Source organism: Labrys sp. E2SS-1L (assembly GCF_057073705.1).
Map to the genome: position 1 here is coordinate 1,302,081 of NZ_CP172713.1, position 21,786 is coordinate 1,323,866.

Genomic DNA, 21,786 nt, shown 5'->3' on the forward strand with positions numbered 1-21,786 from the left:
ACCCGCGAGAAGCGCAAAGACGCGTCGGAATGATGAGCCAGAGCCAAACCGCGTTTTCGCTTGAACGCGGTTTGCTCTAGAGGCCGCGATAGCCGAAACGGCTTGCCGCTGCGAAAGCACGCCGCCGCACGTCCGGATCGTCCAGCGGGCCATTGGTCAATCCGGCTTGGCCACGCACAATGCGGGCACCTGCCATGGGGACGAGCGTGACGGTCTTGCGCAGGCCCGGTTCGAACCGCTCCCCACCTCCCGATCGGACATCGAGCCGGTAACCGAAAGCCGCGGCGCGGTCGAAGTCCAATGCCCTGTTGGTTTCGAAAAAATGGCTGTGGCTTCGGACCTGGATATCGCGGTCGCCAGTGTTGAGGACCTCGATCATGATGGCGGCCCGGCCTGCATTGAGCTCGATATCGCCGTCCGGCACGATGAGTTCGCCGGGCTCGAGCGGATCGGCAACCGGCTTCTGTCCTTGCTGGATCGGCCGAAAAACGATCACCATCTTGGTGCCTTCTGAGAAACTCGCTTCGACCGCCACGAATTCCACCATGGAAGCGACGCCCGGTTCGACGTCGTCGGTGGTGAGGTGCCGGGACGCCATGTCGACGATGACTTCGTAAGTCAGGCCTCGCCGGGCTGAAAACAGCATCTCGTCCGCGATCAGGGCCACGGCTTCCGGATGCGACAAAGCTATCCCGGCTGTGCGCAGCTTGCGGGCATATTCGGCCGCCATGAAAATGGTCAGGCGCTCGATCTCGGTCGGGGACAGATTCATGGCGCTGCCTTGTCAGTTGGAAAAGAGCCGCTGGGTCTGGAGGGCATGCCTCATCATGGCGATGTCGGCGGTTGGTACAAAGCTTGAGGCGCCGTCAAGATCCGCGTCGTCCCGCTTGATGGCGCCGGACAGATAGGGGTGGGCCGCAAGCAGGGCCCGCTGAGCATCGAGATGGCCAATCAATCCGAGCCGGATGGCCGCGGTGGAGAGAGCCGACGCGGTCGAGTAGGCGCTAACCGTCAACGCCGTCATGCGGTCCAATCCGAGGCCGGCCAGCACGCAACCTTGAACCACCGCCAGATGACCTGCAGCCCGGCCTGTCGTGACAGCCTGTCTGAGGGCAGCCGCACCGGGAATGCCCAACCGGTGGTGGGTACTCAGAAGGGCGCTGCCTGCACGCTTCGAACCGAGGCGGGCGGCATCCACCGTGGTCGCCGCATCGACGAAGTCATCGAGCTTGCATAATTGGTCGACGTCCCGGGCCGCCTCGTAGGCCTGGAGGACGACGATCCGATCGAAGGAGGCCCATCGGTACGCCAATTGAGCCAGCAGAAAGGCGGGAAAGTCGGCCCGGGCGACCGCTCCGTCGGCGATCAAGGATTCGAGTCCCCAGGAAAAGGCAAAAGCGCCAGCGGGGAATTGCCCGTCCCCGAACTGGAGAGCCGTCAGAAGTCTCTCGATTTCACTCAAGGATAGCCACCTTGCCTCGCTCCAAAAAATCCCGCAGCCGCGCTTGGTAGGACTCGATCGGGCCATCGAGTGCCACCAAGAGGACGCCGCCTTCGAACCGAACGCGCCAATGCAGATTGCCGGCGAGATAACCCAGTTCCAGCTCGGCTCCGGCGGCGGGACGCAGTCTCAGCCATCGCTGCTCGCCGACATGCACCACGATTGCCCGCCTGTTCTCCAGGTAGATCACGGCGCCATCGAACAGCACGCTATCCCGAGGAAGTTGAATGAAGCACTGCGTCCCTGTCTGTGTCACCGCGTGGAAGCGGCGGCGCGGCAGGTCGACAGGGGCGAGCATCAAGGTTTCCAGACCTCCGTCATGACCGATGTCATGTAGCTGGGCTGCCATGGCAGCCTCGGCGCGATTGCCCAAGATGGCGCCAATGACGACGCGACCGATCCTGTCCTGGTTCAATGCCGGTCTCCTCTGCCGGGAATGGACGTCTTTGAAATTGGAGGCCGCCTCAGAGCAAGCCAGGACCACCGGTGACGCCACTTGCACCACCGCAGGCCTTTGCCGAGATTTCGTCTGCGATGACGAGCGTGACCTTTCCCTCCAGGAGGGGATCGGCCGTGGCGAAGAAGTGGGCAACGACCGCGGAACCGTTGTGGGTGTCCATCGCGGCCCGGTCAACGAAACGTTCATAGGTCGTGAACAGGGCGGGATCGCTGCTATCTTGTGAGACGAAAAAGCTGACGGTTCGCGGCTCGTGCGCCTCGACATGGGCAGCAACCTCCAGAAGCGCCTGCCGCATCGCCGCCTCCGAGCCCCTGCGGACCCGAATGATCGCCGTGATCGTTACCATGGCGACACCTCACATCGTCTTCCAGTCGCCAAGCGATTCGAAGGCACTCGCTGCCTGGTAGATGGTGCTCTCGCCATAGTCTCCGGCCACCAACATCAGGCCGATCGGCAGCCCTTCGCTCAAGCCGCACGGGATCGACATTGCCGGGTGCCCGGTTACGTCAAACTGGGAGGTCGTCCCGATCATTTCGAAGGCACGCGCGACGATCTCGGCCAGCGGAGCATCGGAGCCAGGAAGAGGGGTGGCCTTCATCGGCAGCGTGGGCATCAGCAGCAAGTCGTAGGAGGCGAAGGCGCTGTCATAAGCCGCTTTCATGCGGCGGGCGATATTCTGGGCCTTGCCGTAGTAACGCCCACGATAATGCGTGAGGAAATACTGGCCGACGATCATGGACAGTTTGAGAGTTGGGGACAGATCGTCTGCACGTTCGCGCCAGGCCGAATGGGCGTCGATCAGACTGACATCGTACAGGCCCTTCCAGTTGAAGCCCATGCCATTGCCCAACATCATCTGGGCGGTCAGGCCTTCCAGGCCGATCGGTTGCCATACCGCCGCCGTGAGAGGATGCTCGGGAATGGAGATTTCCTCCACCGTAGCGCCAAGTTCGCGGAACCGCTCGGCCCCCGCCTTGACCTTGTCGACGACATCGGCCTGCATGCCGGCGGTTGAGAAGCCCTCCTTCAGGACCCCGATCTTCAGGCCCTTTACGCCCCTGTCGAGAGCCCTGGTATAGGGCGCTTTTTTGGGCGCGTATTGGCGTGGATCGAGCCCGTCCGCCCCGGCCAGAACTTCGAGCAGCAAGGCGTTGTCCTTGACGTTCGCCGTCATTGGGCCGGTGTGATCGATTGTGGTCTCGATCGGCATGACACCGGTGTAGGGCACCAGCCCGTGTGTCGGTTTCATGCCATAGATGCCGCAATAGGATGCGGGAATACGGATCGATCCGCCCTGGTCGCCACCGATCGCCATGTCGACTTCGCCGGCTGCAACCAGCGCGGCACTGCCCGACGATGAGCCGCCGGCCGAATAGCCGGGCTTATGGGGGTTGTGGACGGGAGCTGGATCCGAGGTGTGACTGCCTCCGGACAGGCAGAAATGCTCACAGGTGGCCTTGCCGAGAATGGTAGCACCGGCATCGAGCATGCGGGTCACGATGGTAGCATCGACACTCGGCACGAAGCCTTCGAGCGTGGACGCGCCATTCATCATTGGTACGCCAGCCAGGCTGACATTGTCCTTCAGCACGACCGTTTTGCCGGCAAGCTTGCCGCGTGCGGCCCCCTTGACCACGCTCTTGTAGTACCAGGCGCCATAGGTGTTTTCGTCCGGACCGGGGCGATAACCGGGGGTACGCGGATATTTCACAGCCGGCACGTTGTCGGGCATGGCGTCGATGATATCGTACGCGTCGAAATTGGGCTGCATCAACGTCAGATAGCCGGCCGCCTGTTCTGCCGACAGGGTCATGCCGAGCTCTGCAGCAACCTCGACAATCTGCAGGGCGGTCGGTCGGGTAATAGCCATCGTCTTTCCTTTCTCGCAAGCAAGGGAAATCAAGAAGTTTGGAGTGTATTGGGGGAGAGGCCGCCGACAGTGGCCTCGCAAGACCGCGGTCGCTAGCTCATGGTCATACCGACGTAACTGGCGACGGCCTCGCTGTCCTTGAGATCATTGGGATTGATCTCTCCAGTAATCCGCCCTTTCTGGATGGTGAGGACGCGCTGCGAAAGCGAAGTGATGAAGTCGAGATTCTGCTCGACCAGGATCATGGCGATGCTGTGCTTGTGCTTGAGACGGAGCAGCGTCTCGATGATCTCCTCGATGATCGAGGGCTGAATGCCCTCGGTCGGTTCATCGAGCAAAACAAGGCGCGGACGTGTGCACAGGCAGCGGGCAAGGGCGAGCAATTGCTGCTCGCCCCCGGACAGTGCGCCACCGCGCCGGTCGAGCAGGCGTACCAGCCTTGGAAATTCACTCAGAACGTCGTCGATGACGACTGGATCTTCCCGCTTGGCGCTGGCCAGGCCCATCCGCAGGTTTTCCATGACCGTGAGGCTGGGAAAGATCTCGCGCCCCTGCGGTACCAAGCCGATTCCGAGCCGTGAGCGGGCATGGGCCGCCAGTCGCGTTACATCGCGATTGTCGAAGGTGACGGAGCCGGCGGTGGTCGGCAGAGAGCCCATGAGAGCGCGCATCAACGTCGTCTTGCCCATGCCGTTGTGACCGAGGATGCCGAGATATTCGCCGGGCTCGAGCGCGAAGCTGACGCCTGTCAGGATGGGAATGCGGCCATAGGCGGCGTGCAGGTTCTTGACGACGAGCATCAGGCGGCCACCTTCTTGCCGAGATAGACGTCGCGTACACGCGGGTCTCGCATGACGACATCGATTGTGTCCTCCATCAGGATTTGGCCTTGATGAAAGACCGTGACGGTCTTGGCGATCATCTTGATGAACTGCATGTCATGCTCCACCACGATGAGCGCACGCGTGAGGTTGATTTCGCGGATGATCTCGGCTGTGCGGACAGTTTCCTCGTCCGTCATGCCGGCTGCCGGCTCATCGAGCAGGATCAGCTCGGGTTCGCCCGCCAGCACCGTGCCGATTTCAACCCATTGCCGCTGGCCGTGCGAGAGCTGGCCCACGATGTCATCGGCGCGCCTGGCAAGATGAATCTTGTCCAACACTTCCTCCACCAGTGCCTTGGTACGCATTGGCGGGTTGCGCCGACGTGCCGCCAGCCAGATGTTCTCCCGCACGGACAGTCCGTTGAACACGTTCGGGACCTGTGTCTTGATGCCGACGCCGAGGCGCGCGATTTCATGCGAGGGCGCGCCGGCAATGGGACTGCCGCGAAACGCTATACGACCGGACGTGGGCGTCAGCTGGCCGGTCAGCATCTTGAAGAATGTGCTCTTGCCGGCACCGTTGGGTCCGATCAGGCAGCGCAACTCCACCTCCCCGAGGGTGAAGTCGACCGTGTTGACGGCCACCACACCGCCGAAGCGCATGGTCAGGCCTTGCGTGCGCAGCAGCGGAACGAGATCTGCCATCACTCGGCCTCCACGGGTTGATCGGCGTCGCGGATAGACGCCGCACGGCGTGGCAAGGCTCGCAGCACCTGCAGCAGGAGATCGCGCACCGCCGGGATCAGCCCCTTGGGGAGCAGCAGCACAAAGGCGATCAGGATCACGCCGAGGATGAGGTTGGAGTTGAATGTCTGCTGCGATCCGATCTGTGCCACGAGATATTGAATCAGGAAGCAGCCGACCACCGGCCCGATCAGTGTGCCAAGGCCACCGACCGTCACCCAGATGATGATCTCGGCTGAAAGGGACAGGGCGAAGATCGTCGGGCTGACGAACGCACCCCAATTGACGTAAAGAGCGCCGGCGAGACCGGCAATGGCACTGCCGACGACAAAGACGGCAAGCTTGATCAGGCGCGGATCATAACCCAGCAGCGAGGCGCGAACCTCGTTTTCCCGGACAGCGACGGCGACACGCCCGAACGGGCTCCACAACAGCAGGCGCAGGAACATATAGACCAGGATGAGCCCCCCACCCGTGGCATACCAGCCCTGGACGGGATCGAGCACTGTCTCAGGATCGAATGGCATGTTGAAGGTCGGTACCGACGGCATGCCGTTGAAGCCGCCCAGTGGAGCCGTGCCGATGCGGTATTCGTCGCCCGCCGTCGAATTGACGACGTTGAACAGGATCAGCGTGACGGTCAGCGTAATGACGCCAAGATAGACGTCGCTGATGCGCCCATAGAAAACGAAATAGCCCAGGACCGTGGCAAAGATTGCCGGCACGATCATGGCCAGCAGGATGGCACCGGTGGAGTCGCCATAGTTGATTGCAGCAACCGCATAGGCATAACCGCCGAGGCCGAAGAAGGCGGTCTGCCCGAAGGACAGAATACCGCCGAAGCCCCAGATGAAGCCGAGGCTGAGTGCCAGGACACCCATCGCCGCAAACAGCGTCAGCTGCATGAGATCGAAGACCTCGAATATTTGTGGCGCCATCGCCGTTGCTGCAATGGCGGCGGCCAAGGCGATGAATTGGAGGAATAGCTTGGCTTTTGCCGACATCACAGCCTTCCCTTGAAGAAGCGGCCGGAGATGCCCTGGGGCAGCAGGCGGATGAGGATGATGGCCGATATGAACAGGATGACCTCACCGAAGACCGGCGTGGTCAGGTAGGAACCCATCTGGTTGATCAGGCCGAAGAGCCCCGAGGCCGAGGCAGTCCCCGCCAGAATGGCACTCCCCCCGCCGACCACCGTGATGAAGGCCTTGGCAACATAGGCGGCGCCCATGGTCGGCACCACGCCGGAGACCGGAGCCAATACGCCGCCTGCCAGGCCCGTAATGGCTGCGCCGATGCCGAAGGTCGTCATGTAGATCCGGCTCGGATTGACACCGAGCGCCGCAGCCATGCCGGGATTCTGCATCGTGGCACGGGAAACCAGGCCAAAACGCGTGTAACGCTTGATGGTATTGCCGTAGATCGTGGTGACCAGGCCGACAATGAACAGGCTCAATCCCCAGGTCGCCAGCATCGTGTCCACCAGGCGACCATAGAGGAAGCGGATCAGACAACGTTCGACGATGATGCCGACCAGACCGACGAAAACCGGCGCGACGATCAGCATGGCAATCCAGATGTTCACACCGGCATTGGCGGAGATGACGGTGGCATAGGCACCGAGCATCACGAACTCGCCATGAGCGAGGTTGATGATCTTCATCATCCCGAAGATGATCGCCAGCCCGAGGCAGAGCAGGACGAGGGACGCCGCTCCGTTCAGCACATCGAGTGCGAGAATGATTACAAGTTCCATGAATGGGGCAGGCTCCGCCGGGTTCGTCAAACGGAAAGGCGGTGCCACGCCAGGTCGCGGCACCGAGGCAATGGCGCCGTCTTCAGATCTTGATGACGTATTGCTGGTTGTCGGCCGGGGTTTTGATCAGATCACAGACGCCGGCCGTATCCAGCGGTTTTTGCTGCTCATAGGTTTCGAGTACAGACCATTTCTTAGCCTTCACATCGGCCAGATAGGCGTTGCGCATAGCATGATGGGTGGCGTGGTCGAGAACGACCTTGCCGCTCGGGCCGTCGAAGGACACGCCGCTTTCGAGGGCAGCGATCACCTTCATGCGATCGATCGAACCGGCGGCCTTGACCCCCGCGATCCACAAATAGAAGCCCTCATAGGTCGCCGCAGCGAGCTCGCTGATATAGGGAATATCAGCATACTTATCCTTGAGTTTCTTGACGTAGGTTGTGCTGGCGGTCGTCGTCAGCTCCTCGAAATAGCCATAAGCTCCCAGCACTCCCTCGCTTTCGGTTGCGTCCAGTGTCGTCGGCTCGTTGACCAGGCCGAACGTGGTGGAGGCGATCGGGATCTGCCCCTTCATGCCGGACGAGGTCCATTGCCGGTAGAAGGAGGTGTGGTTGCCGCCAACGAGCGCCGACAGCACGATGTCCGGCTTGGCGGCCTGGATCTTGCTGATGGTCGGACCGAAATTGGTGACGTCCAGCGGGAAGAAATCGATCGACAGGACTTCTCCGCCATTGTCCTTGACATATTTCGTCATCCACTTTGCGGTGATCTGGCCGTAATTATAGTCGGCGGCGATGATGTAGGCCTTCTTGCCCCATTTCTTCATCGCATAGGGGACGAGTTTCTCCACCGTTTGCGCCGGAGTCGTGCCGGTGCAGAAGGTATTGCGATCGCAGACGCCACCCTCGTAAAGCGTGTTGTAGAAGTAGAGGATCTTGAAGCGATCGAAGGTCGGCCGGACCGCCTCGCGCGAGGCGGAAGTAATCCCGCCATGGACGACCGCAACCTTGTCCTTGAGCGCCAGAGCCTGGGCATATTGTGAATACATCTGGATATTCGACTGGGTGTCGTAATGCACCAGCTTCAGCGGCCGGCCGAGCAGTCCGCCGGAGGCGTTCACCTCGTCGATAGCAACGTTGAGGCTGTCGACCATCGGAACGCCCGAAGCGGCGATGGGCCCCGACTGGTCGTGCAGGCTGCCGACCAGGATCGGCGCCTCCGCGCCGAAAGCACTTCTGGAAATCAGGGCCGGTGCTGCGATGGCGGCAACGGATGCGGAAAGGGTCGTCTTGAGAAAGCTGCGGCGCGACGTCGGCATAGATTGGTCCCCTCAAGGGCGTGTTCGGCCGCCCATGAGAGTTATATGAAATTACAATATATGAAATTGCAATAACTTTTTGCACCGCAATATGGAAGACTTCACCACGGGTCCCTGACACGAAACTCATGGCCGTCGACCTCGGCGAAATGGACGGGCTGGCTGCCCCCGGCAACGATCCGTGCCTTGAAGCCACGTGCTGTCCGCACCTGCATGGCGCGGCCCACCCTGCGGCGCAGATCTCCCGGACGCAGCCCCCCAGCCGACGCGACAAGGCAGGCGAGACAATGAATCCCTTCGTAGCAGGACTGGCCGAACCCGTTCATCGGCGGCGGCGTCTCACCGAAGCAACTGTGATAGCGCTCGAGGAACGCATCGTTGTTGCGAGAGCGCAGAGCCGAGAAATAAGCCGAGGTCACAAAAAGGTTCTCGGTGCAGTCGGCACCCAGGCCATAAAGGATGGTCTCGTCGATCGCCGAGGAGAAGCGCAAGATCTTCCTCGCCAGGCCGGCCTCTGAAAAGGCGCGGTTAAAGCCGATTGCCTCATAGCCGAGCAGGTAGGGCATGACCACATCCGGCTGCGCGCGACGTATCTTGTCGAGCAGCGGTTCATAGTCGTCAAAGCCGAAAGGCAAGATCGTTTCACCCACGACGATGCCGCCTGCCGACTGGATGATGTGCCGCGCCTCTTCGAAGGTGGCACGCGGCCAGACATAGTCGTTGCCGACCAGGTAATAGCGTCGCACCGCCTTCTTGTTTGCCAGCCATGCAATGCCCGGATGCAACAATTCCTTCGAAGTTTCACCGACCGTGACCACACCGCGATCGCTTTCATGGCCTTCGAATTGCGGCGTGTAGATATAGGGTACGCGACCGGCGACAGCGTGGGAGATGGCCCTGCGCGCATAGCTGGGCACAAGGGCGACGACCGCATCGACTTCATCGATATCGACGATGTCTGCCGCCGCCAGCGCGGCCGAGCGCCCGGTCGTGCCGGCATCGGCGAGAACCAGTTCAAGTTCCTGACCGATCAGGCCTCCCGCGACGTTGATTTCGGCAACCGCGAGAATTGCGCTCGCTTCGGCGGACGCGGACCAAATGCCGGCGGGACCCTGCCGCGGCGTGAGCAAGCCAATCTTGATCATCTCGGTCGACGTTCGGACATTACAGCCGTCTGAGGTCCATCCAAGTCACCGGATCCGCATGCACAAACCATGCCACCGGTAGCGGACCGTGTTTTCGTCCCCAAACTGCCGAGAGCCGCGATGTGCAAAAGCAGGATGCTGTCGAGCGCGCTGGTCCAACGCCGTATTCTTGGGCAATTGGTGGATTTCTCATCGCAGAAACAACTGCGAAGGCTATGCGCGGTATGACCGAACCATCATGACGACAATTTTGGTTTGGACGCTTGAACGGCACGGGCCGAGTAGGGTAATTATCTGAAATTGCGAATATTGAAGATGAGAAGTTCGGCTTGGCACGCTCCGACAAGATGGAAGATCAACTAGCCTATCTCATTGCGAGCGTGAACCGCCAGCTTGAGGAGGATCTAGAGGACAGGCTGAGGCCCGAGGGCATTCCGATCGAGCAGTTCCGCATCCTGACTGCCTTGGCGGCGCGGAGCGGCCTGTCGATGGGCCATCTCGCCGAGCTGGTGCTGGTCGATGCGACCACCCTGACAAAGATCATCGATCGCATGGTGGCTGACGCGCTGGTATATCGGGGCCCGGATCCGAACGACCGCCGCAAGGTTCTCATCTATCTCGCAAGCAAGGGCACGGCTCTGCACATCAAGCTCGACGAGATCGTCGGTGACCAACAGCGTCATATCATCGATCGCCTGCGGGGTGACAAAGCGGAAACTCTCAAAGGGTTACTGCGCGATCTGATGATGGACTAGGTTTTGTGAACAAGCTCTGATGGCATGACGGGGTGGTGGTCCAAGACTGCCTTTTGGAGGCATTTTATCGCCAACGCAAAAGTTGAGATGTCGGCTCGTCATCCAATTTTGTGCCCGCCGGACGCAGTGCGGCCAAACTCCTCCGAATCCCGGCTATAAAATGCAAAGACCGTCCTGCCGATCAGACCAGGACGGCAGTTGATCTATGCCAGAACTGGTTGTGGTGGCAGGATTTGATCATTATTGGCGGTCATCACAGACACGTCACGGCATGCTACAAATTATGCGCGTCGACGGTTCCGGCGGGTTATTTCGTACTGCAGCCCAATTGGTACAGTCTGTCGAAACCAGTGATCGCGCATCTCCAAACGAACAAGTGAAGAGATGGGTTCTCTTGCTTGCATGCCCACGATACGCAAGGTGACGACCAAATGGCTATAGGCCCCACACGATGGCCTTCTCATGGCGTTCTATCAGCAGCGCCAGATCCTTGAAGCGCTTGGTGACATGAGCGACGAAAGCATCCACGGCCGGAGCTCGCGTCGCGTTGCTCTGCTGCAATATGCCCAAGGCGCGCTCGGGGTGGGGAATTCTGACCGGCAGCGCCGTGATCGATTTCTCGTTGCGATAGGCGAAGACCACGCTGTGGGGCAGCACGGTGAGCGCATCGCTTGATTTCAGGTAGTTGATGGCGCTGGACAGCGAGCCGCCGGAATAGCGGATCTTGATTTCCGTGGCCCCCAGTGACAGCGCCATGCTATTGAGGTCGGCATAGAGGGGACTGCCCTCCGGCGGACCGACCCAGGGATAGTCGAGCAGGCTTGCCGGATCGAGACGGCGCTTCATCAGCAAGGGGTGAGTCGTGCGGCAGGCGACGACATTGCGTCCGGGCAACACCACGTCGAAACGCAGGCCCGATCCTTCCTTCAGCACGTCGATGGGGCAGATCGCAATATCGATGCGGTCCGCGTCCAGCGCCGCCCGCAATTGCCCCAGATAGCCATAGCTCTGCTCGACACGGACATCGGGACGCCTGTCCTGGAATTCGGCGATCATGCCCGAGATCAGTGCGTCGGAGAAGAAGGGAGAACCGCCCACCCTGACGACCCCAAACGCGCCTTTCTGAAATCCGGCGACGAGGGCCGATGCCTTGCGCGAAGCCGCAAGCATGGTCTGGCCGTGGCTCGCCAGCGCCTGTCCCAAGGCCGTCGGTTGCAGGGGCCGCCGCCCTTTGACGAAAAGAGGCTCGCCGATACGCTGCTCCATCATCGCAATCGTTCGTGACACGGCCGGCTGCGTCATGCCGAGCAGGATCGCAGCCTCCGTCACGCCGCCGGCCTGGACCACGGCGGCAAGTTGGACCAGGTGGCGCTCGTCAAGCTTCATAGCAATTTGCTATATTGTTTAATTGAGAAATGATCAATATGCAGGCTGGTGCCGGGTATGTTGCTCCTCGGGAGGAACAGCCGGTGGCTATCAGGTCGTTGAACGCACAGAACTCGGCTGATGTCGTGATGGAGCGCGTCGGCCCCGGCGTAAAGGAAACCTCCGCTTCATTCCTCAATTCGCTGGTGAGGCATTTGCATGCCTTTGTGCGCGAAACCCGGCCGACCAGGGACCAGTGGCGCTCCGCCATGCAGCTTTTGACCGACATTGGTCACGCCACCGATGACCGGCGCCAGGAGTGGGTGTTGGCCTCGGATCTGCTGGGTGTCACCGCCCTCGTCGAAGAGATCAATGCCCAGCGCCACAAGGGCGCCACGCCCAATACGGTGCGCGGGCCGTTCTATCGTCCGGACGCACCCGCCATTGCCAATGGCGGATCGATCTCGCTCGATGGTGCCGGCGAGGCCCTTCTGGTTCGTGGCCGTGTCGTCGACCTTGACAGCGTGGCCATCCCGGGCGCCGTTGTCGAGACTTGGCAGGCCAATGCCGACGGATATTACGAGAACCAGCAGCCCGATCGGCAGCCGGAATTCAACCTGCGCGGCATCCTGAAAACCGACGGCCATGGCGGTTTTCTCTACCGCACGGTGCGCCCCGCCGGGTATGCGACACCGACCGACGGCCCCGTCGGCCGGATGCTGGCGGGCCTCGGTGTCTCGCTGCGGCGGCCGGCACATCTGCACTTCATCATCAGCGCCGACGGCTTCGAGACCATCTCCACGCATGTCTTCGACGGTAGCGATCCAGGCCTGGGGCAGGATGCCCTGTTCGGCGTCAAGCCCGAGCTCATCGGAGACATCAGGCGCGACGGCGATGGCTGGGCGCTCGACTTCACGTTCGTCATGGCCCGGGCCAGGCAGGAAAGGCGTGCAGCATGAACCTCTCATTCGTCTATCAAGGCAGCCCCGCGCATATCGTCTTCGGCGAAGGTTCGTCCAGGCATGTCGGCGAGTGGGTTGAAAAGCTCGGTGCCAGCAGGGCGCTCGTGCTGACCACGCCGCACCAGAAAGCCGAGGGCGAGGCCATGGCCACGGCCCTTGGCGGGCTTGCGGTCGGAACCTATGACAACGCCACGATGCACACCCCGGTCGATGTGACCGAAGCGGCCGTTGCACGTGTTCTGGACTTGAAGGCCGACATGGTCGTGGCGCTCGGCGGCGGCTCGACCACGGGCCTCGGCAAGGCAATCGCCTATCGCACCGATCTGCCACAGATCGTGGTGCCCACCACCTATGCCGGCTCGGAGGTGACGCCCATTCTCGGCCAGACCGAAGGCGGCGAGAAGACCACGCTGCGCAGCCCGAAAGTCCTGCCCGAGGTGGTGATCTACGATCCCGATCTGACGCTGGGCCTGCCGGTGGGCATGAGCGTGACCAGCGGCCTGAATGCCATTGCCCACGCCGCCGAAGCGCTCTATGCGCCGGACGGCAACCCGATCACCGCGCTGATGGCCGCCGAAGGCATGCGTGCCATCCGGCAGGCGCTGCCGGTCATCACCGCCTCGGCCAGGGACAGGCCGGCTCGCACCGATGCGCTTTACGGGGCCTGGCTCTGCGGCTCGGTGCTGGGCCAGGTCGCGATGTCGCTGCACCACAAGATCTGCCACACGCTGGGCGGCAGCTTCGACACGCCCCATGCCGAAACCCATGCCATCATGCTGCCGCACACCATCGGCTTCAACGCAGGCGCCGCTGGAAAAGAGCTGCAACCGGTTTCCGACATCTTTGGCGGCACGCCCGGCCAGGCACTCTACGATTTCGCCAGGTCCGTCGGATCACCGATGGCGCTGAAGGATTTCGGCCTGAAAGAAATCGATCTCGACCGTGCCGCCGAGATTGCGACCAGAAACCCCTACGCCAACCCTCGACCCATCGACCGCGCTTCCATCCGCGCCCTGCTCCAGGATGCCTGGGAGGGAAGCCGACCGCCACTTTAGGCCCGATAGCTTCCGGGTAAGAAAACGTACCAAAACAATGGGTTAGAGAAAAAGATGCGATCCGTAGAAGTCGCACTTTTCTCTGGTTTCACGACGATCTTCCTGGGGAGGAAAGCAATGATCACGCGTCGCCATTTCCTGAAGACTTCCGCCATGCTCGGCACGACCGCCGCCTTCGGCGGGGTCGCCAGCCCGGCCATCGCGGCAGGCGCCGCGATCAAGCTCGGCTATGTCAGCCCGCAGACCGGGCCGCTGGCAGCCTTCGCCGAAGCCGACAAGTTCATCATCGACGGCTTCCTCGCGGCGACCAAGGCCGCGGGCGCGAACTTCGAGGTCATCGTCAAGGACAGCCAGTCCAATCCGAACCGTGCCGCCGAAGTCGCCAAGGAACTGGTGGTCGATTCCCAGGTGAACCTGATGCTGGTCGCCTCGACGCCCGAGACGACCAATCCGGTGGCGACGATCTGCGAGGCCGAGGGCATGCCCTGCATCTCGACCGTGGCGCCCTGGCAACCCTGGTTCATCGGCCAGCAGGGCAATCCCGGCGCGCCGGATTCCTGGAAGCCGTTCGAGAGCGTCTTCCATTTCTTCTGGGGCCTGGAAGACGTCATCGCCGTCTTCACCAACATGTGGGGCCAGCTCGAAACCAACAAGAAGGTCGGCGGCCTGTTCCCCAATGACGGCGACGGCAATGCCTGGGGGGATCCGAAAGTCGGCTTTCCACCGGTGCTCGAGAAGAAGGGCCTCACCCTCACCGATCCGGGCCGCTACCAGAACCTGACCGACGACTTCTCCGCCCAGATCAACGCCTTCAAGACAGCCAAGGCGGAGATCATCACCGGCGTGATGATCCCGCCGGATTTCACCACCTTCTGGAACCAGGCGCAGCAGCAGGGCTTCAAGCCGAAAATCGCCTCGATCGGCAAGGCTATCCTGTTCCCGCAGGCCGTCGAAGCCTTGGGCAAGGCCGGGCACAACCTGTCGTCCGAGGTGTGGTGGACGCCCAACCATCCGTTCAAGTCTTCCTTGACCGGCGACAGCTCGGCGGCCCTGGCGGCGGGCTTCACCAAGGCGACGAACCGTCCGTGGACCCAGCCCATCGGCTTCGTACATGCCCTGTTCGAACTGGCCGCCGACGTGATGAAACGCGCCGATCCCACCAATGCCGAGGCGGTGATCGCAGCCATCGCCGCCACCAGGCTCGACACCATCGTCGGCAGGGTCGCCTGGGACGGTGCCAACCTCCCGCCCTTCGCGGCGAAGAACGTCGCCAAGACGCCGCTGGTCGGCGGCCAGTGGCGGCTTAGGGATGGCGGCGGCTACGATCTCGTCATCACCGATAACCAGACCGCGCCGAACATCCCGACCGGCGGCAAGATGGAAGCGATCGCCTAGAGGCCATTCCTTATCCGGTGCCATCGCGGCTCCCTCCTCCCCGTCGACGCGGAGAGGGACAGGAGAAGATCATGACGATCCTTGCCCTGCAAAACGTCTCGAAGAGCTACGGCGCCTTGAAGGTGACGCAGGACGTCTCCTTCGCGCTGGAGAAGGGCGAAGCCCTGGGCATCATCGGCCCGAACGGCGCCGGCAAATCGACGCTGTTCAACCTCATTACCGGCAATGTGGACGTCGGCGGCGGCCGCATCATCTTTGAGGGCCGTGACGTCACCAGCACGCCGCCGATGGCGCGGTGCCTAGCCGGCGTCGGCCGCACCTTCCAAATCCCGCAGCCCTTCGACAAGCTCACGGTGTTCGAAAACCTGCTGGTCGCCGGCACCTTCGGCGCAAGCCAGTCGGAGAGCGAAGCCACCGACCGCTGCGCCGACATTCTGTGGCGAACCGGGCTTTCGCCCCGGGCCAACGACATGGCAGGTGGCCTCAGCCTCCTGCAACGCAAGCGGCTCGAACTTGCCCGTGCCCTCGCCACCCGGCCCACGCTGCTGCTGCTCGACGAGATCGCCGGCGGCCTCACCGAAGGCGAATGCGGCCAGCTCGTCGACACGATCCGCGCGGTGCACGAGACAGGCATCTCCATCGTCTGGATCGAGCATGTGCTGCATGCCCTGACCGCTGTCGTCGGCCGCCTGCTGGTGCTGGATTTCGGCAAGGTCATCGGCATCGGCCAGCCCGACGAGATCATGGCCTCCAAGGCCGTGCGCGAAATCTATCTCGGGATCGACGTGTGATGGCCCTGCTCGAAACAAGATCCCTCACGGCCTTCTATGGCGACTTCCAGGCACTGTTCGGCGTCGACATGGCGCTGGCCGAAGGACAGACCGTCGCCATCATCGGCGCAAACGGGGCTGGCAAGACGACGCTGATGCGCTCGATCGCCGGCGTGCTCAGGAACGCGGCCGACCAGATCAGGTTCGACGGACGCCCGATCGGCGATCGGGCCGCACCGGATATGCTGGCCTTGGGCATCGCCATGGTCCCGGAGGGCCGCAAGCTCTTTCCCTCGCTGAGCGTCGAGGAAAACCTGCTGATCGGCAAATATGGGCGCGCGGCCGAGGGCTTCTGGTCGCTCGATGCGATCTACGAGATGTTTCCGATCCTGAAGGAGCGCCGCCACAATCCCGGCACCGCCCTCTCGGGCGGACAGCAGCAGATGGTCGCCATCGGCCGCGCCCTGATGTCCAATCCGCGCGTGCTGCTGTGCGACGAGTTGAGCCTCGGCCTTGCCCCGGTCGTGATCAAGGACATCTACGCCGCCTTCCCGAAAATCCGCGACAGCGGCGCATCCATCGTCATCGTCGAGCAGGATATCGGCCAGGCGCTGAAAGTGGCCGACCATGTCTACTGCATGATGGAAGGCCGCATCACGCTGTCGGGCAAGCCCTCGGACATCAGCCGGGACCAGATCCACGCCGCCTATTTCGGAGCGCATGCATGAACCTCATCGACACGATCATTCAAGGCGTGTTGCTGGGCGGCCTGTACGCCCTGTTCGCGGCCGGCCTGGCGCTGGTCTTCGGCATCATGCGCCTCGTCAACCTGGCGCATGGCGACCTCATCGTCATGGCCGCATTCGCGATCCTGTTCCTGGTCTCATCGCTGGGCCTGAACCCGTTCCTGGCGGCGCTGATCGCCATGCCGCTGATGTTTGCCATTGGCTGGGCCCTGCAATATTTCGTGCTCAACCGGACATTGGGGCCAGACATCCTGCCGCCGCTGCTGGTCACCTTCGGGCTCTCCATCGTCATCCAGAACGGGCTGCTCGAGACCTTCTCTGCCGACAGCCGCCGGATCGCACTCGGCTCGATCGAAACCGCCTCGCTCAACCTGGGCTTCACCACCATCGGCGTGATGCCCCTCGTCACCTTTCTCTCGGCGGTCGGCGTGATCCTGGCCTTGAACCTCATCTTCTATCGCACGTCGCTCGGCCGCGCCTTCCGCGCCACCTCGGATGATCGCGTCACGGCCGGCCTGATGGGCATTCGCCCCGACGCCATCTTCGCCGTCGCGACAGGGTTGGCACTGGTGGTCGCCACCATCGCCGCGCTCTATCTCGGTGCCCGCGCCAATTTCGACCCGACCATCGGCCCGGCACGCCTGATCTACGCTTTCGAGGCGGTCATCATCGGCGGGCTCGGCTCCTTCTGGGGCACGCTCGCCGGCGGCTGCGTCATCGGCGTGGCGCAGGCGCTCGGCGCCAGCCTCAATCCGGAATGGCAGATCCTGGCCGGCCATATCGCCTTCCTGGCCGTGCTGCTGTTCAGGCCGCGTGGCCTGTTCCCCAGAGCCGTCGACTGAGGGGAGCCGAGATGAACCTGCAAGCCCCAACCGCCTGGAAAGTCGAGACGCGCACCCGCGCCTCCTCGATCTTCTTCCTCGCCGCGCTCCTGGTCGTGGCGCTCGGTTTCGCCGCACCCCTGTTTCTGCCGCGCAGCGGCATACAGGACCTGTTCTTCATCCTGACCATGCTGGTGCTGGCGCAATGCTGGAACCTCTTGGCGGGCTATGCCGGCCTGGTTTCGGTGGGCCAGCAAGCTTTCGTCGGCCTTGGCGCCTATGCCATGTTCGCCGTCGTCATCCTGTTCGGCCTCGACCCGCTGGTCGGCGTCGTCGCCGGCGGGCTGGCCGCCTTCCTGCTCGCCATTCCCACCGGGTTCTTCGTGTTCCGCCTGCAGGGCGCCTATTTTGCCATCGGCACCTGGGTCATCGCCGAGGTCGTGCGCCTTGCGATGGCGCAAGTGAAGACACTCGGTGGCGGCACCGGGACCTCGTTGCCCTCGCGCGCGCCCCGCGACATGGTCGGCGTCAATCTGGTTCAGAACCTCTTCGGCGTGCGCTCGGCCCAGGCCATCGATATTCTGTGCTACTGGCTCGCGCTGGCCCTCGCCGTCGCTTCGATCGTCTTCATCTATCGCCTGCTGCGCTCGCGACAGGGCCTCGGTCTTGCAGCGGTGCGCGACAACGCCCAGGCGGCCCGTGCCGTCGGCGTCGATGCGCTGAAGGTCAAGGCAGCGACCTATGTCATCGTCGCCTTCATCACCGGCCTCGCCGGCGCCCTGATCTACGTGCAGAAGGCGCGCATCTCGCCCGATGCGGCCTTCGCCGTGACCGACTGGACCGCCTATGTGATCTTCATCGTCGTCATCGGCGGCATCGGGTCGATCGAAGGACCGATCGTCGGCGTCATCGTCCTCTACATCCTGCAGAGCCTGCTGGCCGATTTCGGCTCCTGGTATCTGCTCGTCCTGGGCCTGATCGGCATCATCGTCATGCTGTTCGCCCCACGCGGCCTGTGGGGACTGTTTACCGAACGGACCGGCATTCAGCTCTTCCCGGTTCGCCGCATACTCACGCCCAGACAATCCGACAACTAGACAGGGAGAGGGAACATGGCCGACATCACCACAGACGTTCTCGTCATCGGCACCGGACCGGCAGGATCCGCCACTGCAGCACTGCTCTCGAACTATGGCATCGAGAACATCGCGATCAATCGCTATCGCTGGCTGGCCAACACGCCGCGGGCTCACATCACCAATCAGCGCACGATGGAAGTGCTGCGCGATCTCGGTCGTGAGGTGGAGGATGAGGCCTATCTGTTCGCGGCGCATCAGGAGCTGATGGGCGAGAACGTGTTCTGCACCTCGCTGACCGGCGAGGAGATCGGCCGCATGAAGAGCTGGGGCACCAGCCCGCATTCCAAGGCCGAGCACCTGTTGTCTTCGCCGACTTTGATGAACGACCTGCCGCAGACCTTCATGGAGCCGCTGTTGTTCAAGACCGCCTGCTCGCGCGGCACCCAGGCGCGGCTGTCGACCGAATATATAGCGCATGTGCAGGACGAGGACGGCGTCACCACCACCTGTCTCGACCGGCTCACCGGCAAGCAGTTCACCATCCGCTCGAAATATCTGATCGGCGCCGACGGCTCCAACTCCAAGGTGGCGGAGCATGCCGGCCTGACATATGGCGGCAAGATGGGTCTCGGCGGCTCGATCAACATCCTGTTCAAGGCCGACCTGTCCCGATATGTCGCGCACCGTCCCTCGGTGCTCTACTGGGTGGTGCAGCCGGGCGCCGATGTCGGTGGCATCGGCATGGGCCTGGTGCGTATGGTGCGCCCCTGGAACGAATGGCTGATCGTCTGGGGCTATGACATCAACCAGCCCGCGCCCAAGGTCGACGAAGCTTTCGCCACCAAGGTCGTGCGTGAACTCGTCGGCGATCCTGAGCTGGATGTCGAGATCGATCAGGTCTCCACCTGGACGGTCAACAACATGTATGCGGAGACGGTATCGAACGGCCGGGTCTATTGCATGGGCGACGCCATCCACCGCCACCCACCATCGAATGGCCTCGGCTCCAACACCTCCATTCAGGACGCATTCAACCTGGCCTGGAAGCTCGCTTTCGTGCTGAAAGGCCAGGCGGGCAAGGAGTTGCTCGACAGCTATCAGGCCGAACGCGCGCCCGTCGCCAGGCAGATCGTGACCCGCGCCAACAAGTCGATCGAGGAATTCGGACCGATCTTCAAGGCGCTCGGCCTGCTCGACTCGATCGATCCGGTGAAGATGCAGGAAAACATGGACGCCCGCTGCAATCCGAACGAGGCGGGCGAGGCCCAGCGCAAGGCCATCCGCGAGGCAATTGCCGCCAAGGTCTATGAGTTCGACGCCCATGGCGTGGAGATGAACCAGCGCTACCGGTCGAAGGCCGTCCAGCCGGACGGGCAGGAGGAGCCGTCCTTCCAGCGGGATGCCGAACTGCATTTCCAGCAGACGACATGGCCCGGCGCCCGTCTCCCGCATGCCTGGCTGTTCGGGGCACGCGGCGAAAAGACCTCGACGCTCGACCTCACCGGTCATGGCAAGTTCACCATCCTGACCGGTATTCGCGGGCAGGACTGGGTGAAGGAAGCCCAGGCCGTCGGGCAGGAACTCGGCCTCGACATCGCGGTTCACGTCATCGGGCCCCGCCAGAAATGGCAGGACCTGGCCGGCGAATGGGCGCGGGTCAGCGAGATCGAGGAGAACGGCGCCGTCCTGGTGCGCCCCGATCATCATGTCGCCTGGCGCGCCAAGACCTTGCCGACCAAACCGGACGCGGAATTGCGCCGCGTGCTGAAGGACGTCCTGGCGCTGGCCTGACACCGTCCCGTCAATTCCGGTCGGGTGGCCCGAGCGCGCCACCCTCCCCTTATCGACACCGGGCCAGCTCGGTGATCGCAAGCTCGAACGAGGTAAGCCGTGAGCTATTTTTCCGAAGACCATTCCATAGAAACGGTCAATGGCCGCATGGGCCGGGATATCGACCCGCGTCTCGCCATAGTGATGTCAGCCCTCGTCAAGCATCTGCACGCCTTCGCCAAGGAGGTCGAGCTGACGCAGGAGGAGTGGAATTTCGGCATCGATTTCCTCACCCGCACGGGACAGATCTGTTCGGGCGAACGGCAGGAATTCATTCTGCTGTCCGATACGCTGGGCCTGTCCATGCTGGTCGACACCATCAACAATCGCCGCCCCTCGGGCGCCACGGAGAATACGGTCTACGGGCCGTTCCATGTCGCCGATGCCCCGGTGCGCGAGATGGGGGCGACCATCACGCTCGACGGCAAGGGCGAGAGCTGCCTGTTCGAGGGCCGCGTGCTGGATCTGGAGGGCAACCCCATCGAGGGAGCGCGCGTCGATGTCTGGTCCGACAATGCCGACGGCTACTACGATGTGCAGCAGCCCGGCATTCAACCCAAAGGCAATAATCGCGGCATCTTCATCACCGGGCCGGACGGCAAATACAGCTTTATCGGCATCAAGCCGGTTTCCTATCCGATCCCGGACGACGGCCCGGTCGGCAAGATGCTGGCGGCAGTGGGGCGCCACCCCTATCGCCCAGCCCATATGCACTATCTGGTAACGGCGCCCGGGTTCAAGACAATCGTCACCCATACCTTCGTGGGCGGCGATGAATATCTCGAATCCGATGCCGTATTCGGCGTGAAGAAATCGCTGATCGCACCGTTCGACAGGCTCGAAGGCGAAAAGACGCTGTGGCGCTCACCTTTCGACTTCATCATGGCGCCCGACACGGCCGGAGCCTGAGGAGGATGGATCGAAGGGAGCAAAAAGCCGCACGGGTATATTGCTCACCCCTTCCGATCGCAAGCCACTGCCCGCGCCATAATTGCTTACGTGGTGCCGCCCCTCACCCTTACCCTCTCCCCGCAAGAGGCGGGGCGAGGGGGCGGCAAGCGTCGCGATCCACCTCGGGGCCGTCATCTTGCTCGATCGGTGGGCGAGATGACCGTTTTAGGAATGAAACAAGCGGCTGAAGTCCCCCTCGCCCCGCCTCTTGCGGGGAGAGGGTAAGGGTGAGGGGCAGTGCCGACCTTGACGGAGTGAGCAACCACCCCGCGCAGCTTCTTCGAGTAGAATCATATACAAAACAAATGTTTATCGCCAACGGCTACGATGTTTGATCCAGGCGTCACTGCATCGTTTTGCAATGACAGTGCTTGATCGGTCAGGCATCAATGCCATCGGCATGAAAGGAAAGAGCGCGCTCATGACTGAACGCGCTC

Annotated in this window: 22 protein-coding genes; 10 read left to right on the top strand and 12 right to left on the bottom strand. The window is 62.4% G+C overall.

Translation table 11 applies throughout. The features are described 5' to 3' along the window. Positions 1–76: 76 nt before the first annotated feature. The 11 genes from ureB to ACIGJE_RS31620 form a co-directional block, all read right to left on the bottom strand. A complete protein-coding gene (gene ureB / locus ACIGJE_RS31570; RefSeq protein WP_483680588.1) occupies positions 77–772 on the bottom strand; it encodes an urease subunit beta in 696 nt (231 codons plus the stop codon). A 12-nt stretch (positions 773–784) separates the two neighbouring features. Next, on the bottom strand, positions 785–1,369 hold the full coding sequence (locus ACIGJE_RS31575) for an urease accessory protein UreF (protein WP_483680590.1): 585 nt from the start codon (positions 1,367–1,369) through the stop codon (positions 785–787). 85 nt (positions 1,370–1,454) lie between these two features. Next, the gene (locus ACIGJE_RS31580) at positions 1,455–1,916 is read right to left on the bottom strand and encodes an urease accessory protein UreE (RefSeq protein ID WP_483680591.1); all 462 of its coding nucleotides are present in this window, start codon (positions 1,914–1,916) and stop codon (positions 1,455–1,457) included. Positions 1,917–1,965: 49 nt separating this feature from the next. After that, positions 1,966–2,307 (bottom strand): putative quinol monooxygenase, encoded by a 342-nt coding sequence (locus ACIGJE_RS31585; protein ID WP_483680593.1) that lies wholly within the window; start codon positions 2,305–2,307, stop codon positions 1,966–1,968. A gap of 9 nt (positions 2,308–2,316) precedes the next feature. After that, the gene (locus ACIGJE_RS31590; RefSeq protein WP_483680595.1) at positions 2,317–3,831 is read right to left on the bottom strand and encodes an amidase; all 1,515 of its coding nucleotides are present in this window, start codon (positions 3,829–3,831) and stop codon (positions 2,317–2,319) included. A gap of 92 nt (positions 3,832–3,923) precedes the next feature. Next, positions 3,924–4,631 carry an ABC transporter ATP-binding protein gene (locus tag ACIGJE_RS31595; protein ID WP_415080901.1) on the bottom strand — a complete coding sequence of 236 codons (708 nt, stop codon included), beginning with the start codon at positions 4,629–4,631 and terminating at the stop codon, positions 3,924–3,926. After that, the gene (locus tag ACIGJE_RS31600; protein WP_311937127.1) at positions 4,631–5,359 is read right to left on the bottom strand and encodes an ATP-binding cassette domain-containing protein; all 729 of its coding nucleotides are present in this window, start codon (positions 5,357–5,359) and stop codon (positions 4,631–4,633) included. The genes ACIGJE_RS31595 and ACIGJE_RS31600 overlap by 1 nt, the downstream gene beginning before the upstream one ends. Beyond that, positions 5,359–6,402, bottom strand: a complete 1,044-nt coding sequence (locus ACIGJE_RS31605; RefSeq protein WP_415080899.1) for an ABC transporter permease subunit — start codon at positions 6,400–6,402, stop codon at positions 5,359–5,361. Before ACIGJE_RS31605 ends, ACIGJE_RS31600 begins: the two co-directional genes overlap by 1 nt. Further along, the gene (locus tag ACIGJE_RS31610; RefSeq protein WP_483680598.1) at positions 6,402–7,154 is read right to left on the bottom strand and encodes a branched-chain amino acid ABC transporter permease; all 753 of its coding nucleotides are present in this window, start codon (positions 7,152–7,154) and stop codon (positions 6,402–6,404) included. The genes ACIGJE_RS31605 and ACIGJE_RS31610 overlap by 1 nt, the downstream gene beginning before the upstream one ends. A gap of 82 nt (positions 7,155–7,236) precedes the next feature. Then, positions 7,237–8,475 (bottom strand): urea ABC transporter substrate-binding protein, encoded by a 1,239-nt coding sequence (locus ACIGJE_RS31615; RefSeq protein WP_415080895.1) that lies wholly within the window; start codon positions 8,473–8,475, stop codon positions 7,237–7,239. Between the two features lie 101 nt (positions 8,476–8,576). Continuing rightward, on the bottom strand, positions 8,577–9,620 hold the full coding sequence (locus ACIGJE_RS31620; protein ID WP_311937139.1) for a substrate-binding domain-containing protein: 1,044 nt from the start codon (positions 9,618–9,620) through the stop codon (positions 8,577–8,579). 329 nt (positions 9,621–9,949) lie between these two features. Between ACIGJE_RS31620 and ACIGJE_RS31625 the strand changes: the two genes are divergently transcribed. Beyond that, positions 9,950–10,375 (top strand): MarR family winged helix-turn-helix transcriptional regulator, encoded by a 426-nt coding sequence (locus ACIGJE_RS31625; protein ID WP_311937140.1) that lies wholly within the window; start codon positions 9,950–9,952, stop codon positions 10,373–10,375. A 435-nt stretch (positions 10,376–10,810) separates the two neighbouring features. On the opposite strand, the gene ACIGJE_RS31630 is transcribed toward ACIGJE_RS31625, so the two are convergent. Then, positions 10,811–11,761, bottom strand: a complete 951-nt coding sequence (locus ACIGJE_RS31630) for a LysR family transcriptional regulator (protein WP_415080892.1) — start codon at positions 11,759–11,761, stop codon at positions 10,811–10,813. 128 nt (positions 11,762–11,889) lie between these two features. Here ACIGJE_RS31630 and ACIGJE_RS31635 point away from each other — a divergent pair, with 128 nt between their 5' ends. From ACIGJE_RS31635 to ACIGJE_RS31675, 9 genes are all read left to right on the top strand, one after another. Beyond that, on the top strand, positions 11,890–12,699 hold the full coding sequence (locus tag ACIGJE_RS31635) for a dioxygenase family protein (RefSeq protein ID WP_415081142.1): 810 nt from the start codon (positions 11,890–11,892) through the stop codon (positions 12,697–12,699). Then, positions 12,696–13,757: a maleylacetate reductase gene (locus ACIGJE_RS31640; protein WP_415080890.1), complete on the top strand. Its 1,062-nt coding sequence runs from the start codon at positions 12,696–12,698 to the stop codon at positions 13,755–13,757. The genes ACIGJE_RS31635 and ACIGJE_RS31640 overlap by 4 nt, the downstream gene beginning before the upstream one ends. A 117-nt stretch (positions 13,758–13,874) precedes the next feature. After that, positions 13,875–15,152: an ABC transporter substrate-binding protein gene (locus ACIGJE_RS31645; protein WP_415080888.1), complete on the top strand. Its 1,278-nt coding sequence runs from the start codon at positions 13,875–13,877 to the stop codon at positions 15,150–15,152. A 71-nt stretch (positions 15,153–15,223) separates the two neighbouring features. Further along, positions 15,224–15,943, top strand: coding sequence for an ABC transporter ATP-binding protein (locus tag ACIGJE_RS31650; RefSeq protein WP_415080886.1), 720 nt, complete (start codon positions 15,224–15,226; stop codon positions 15,941–15,943). Beyond that, positions 15,943–16,650 carry an ABC transporter ATP-binding protein gene (locus tag ACIGJE_RS31655; protein ID WP_311937164.1) on the top strand — a complete coding sequence of 236 codons (708 nt, stop codon included), beginning with the start codon at positions 15,943–15,945 and terminating at the stop codon, positions 16,648–16,650. Before ACIGJE_RS31650 ends, ACIGJE_RS31655 begins: the two co-directional genes overlap by 1 nt. Beyond that, on the top strand, positions 16,647–17,510 hold the full coding sequence (locus ACIGJE_RS31660) for a branched-chain amino acid ABC transporter permease (protein ID WP_415080884.1): 864 nt from the start codon (positions 16,647–16,649) through the stop codon (positions 17,508–17,510). The genes ACIGJE_RS31655 and ACIGJE_RS31660 overlap by 4 nt, the downstream gene beginning before the upstream one ends. An 11-nt stretch (positions 17,511–17,521) precedes the next feature. Beyond that, entirely contained in the window at positions 17,522–18,586 is a 1,065-nt protein-coding gene (locus tag ACIGJE_RS31665; protein ID WP_415080882.1) for a branched-chain amino acid ABC transporter permease, read from the top strand. A gap of 15 nt (positions 18,587–18,601) precedes the next feature. Continuing rightward, positions 18,602–20,359 carry an FAD-dependent oxidoreductase gene (locus ACIGJE_RS31670; RefSeq protein ID WP_415080880.1) on the top strand — a complete coding sequence of 586 codons (1,758 nt, stop codon included), beginning with the start codon at positions 18,602–18,604 and terminating at the stop codon, positions 20,357–20,359. A gap of 147 nt (positions 20,360–20,506) precedes the next feature. Beyond that, the gene (locus ACIGJE_RS31675; RefSeq protein WP_311937514.1) at positions 20,507–21,307 is read left to right on the top strand and encodes an intradiol ring-cleavage dioxygenase; all 801 of its coding nucleotides are present in this window, start codon (positions 20,507–20,509) and stop codon (positions 21,305–21,307) included. The last annotated feature ends 479 nt before the right edge of the window (positions 21,308–21,786 follow it).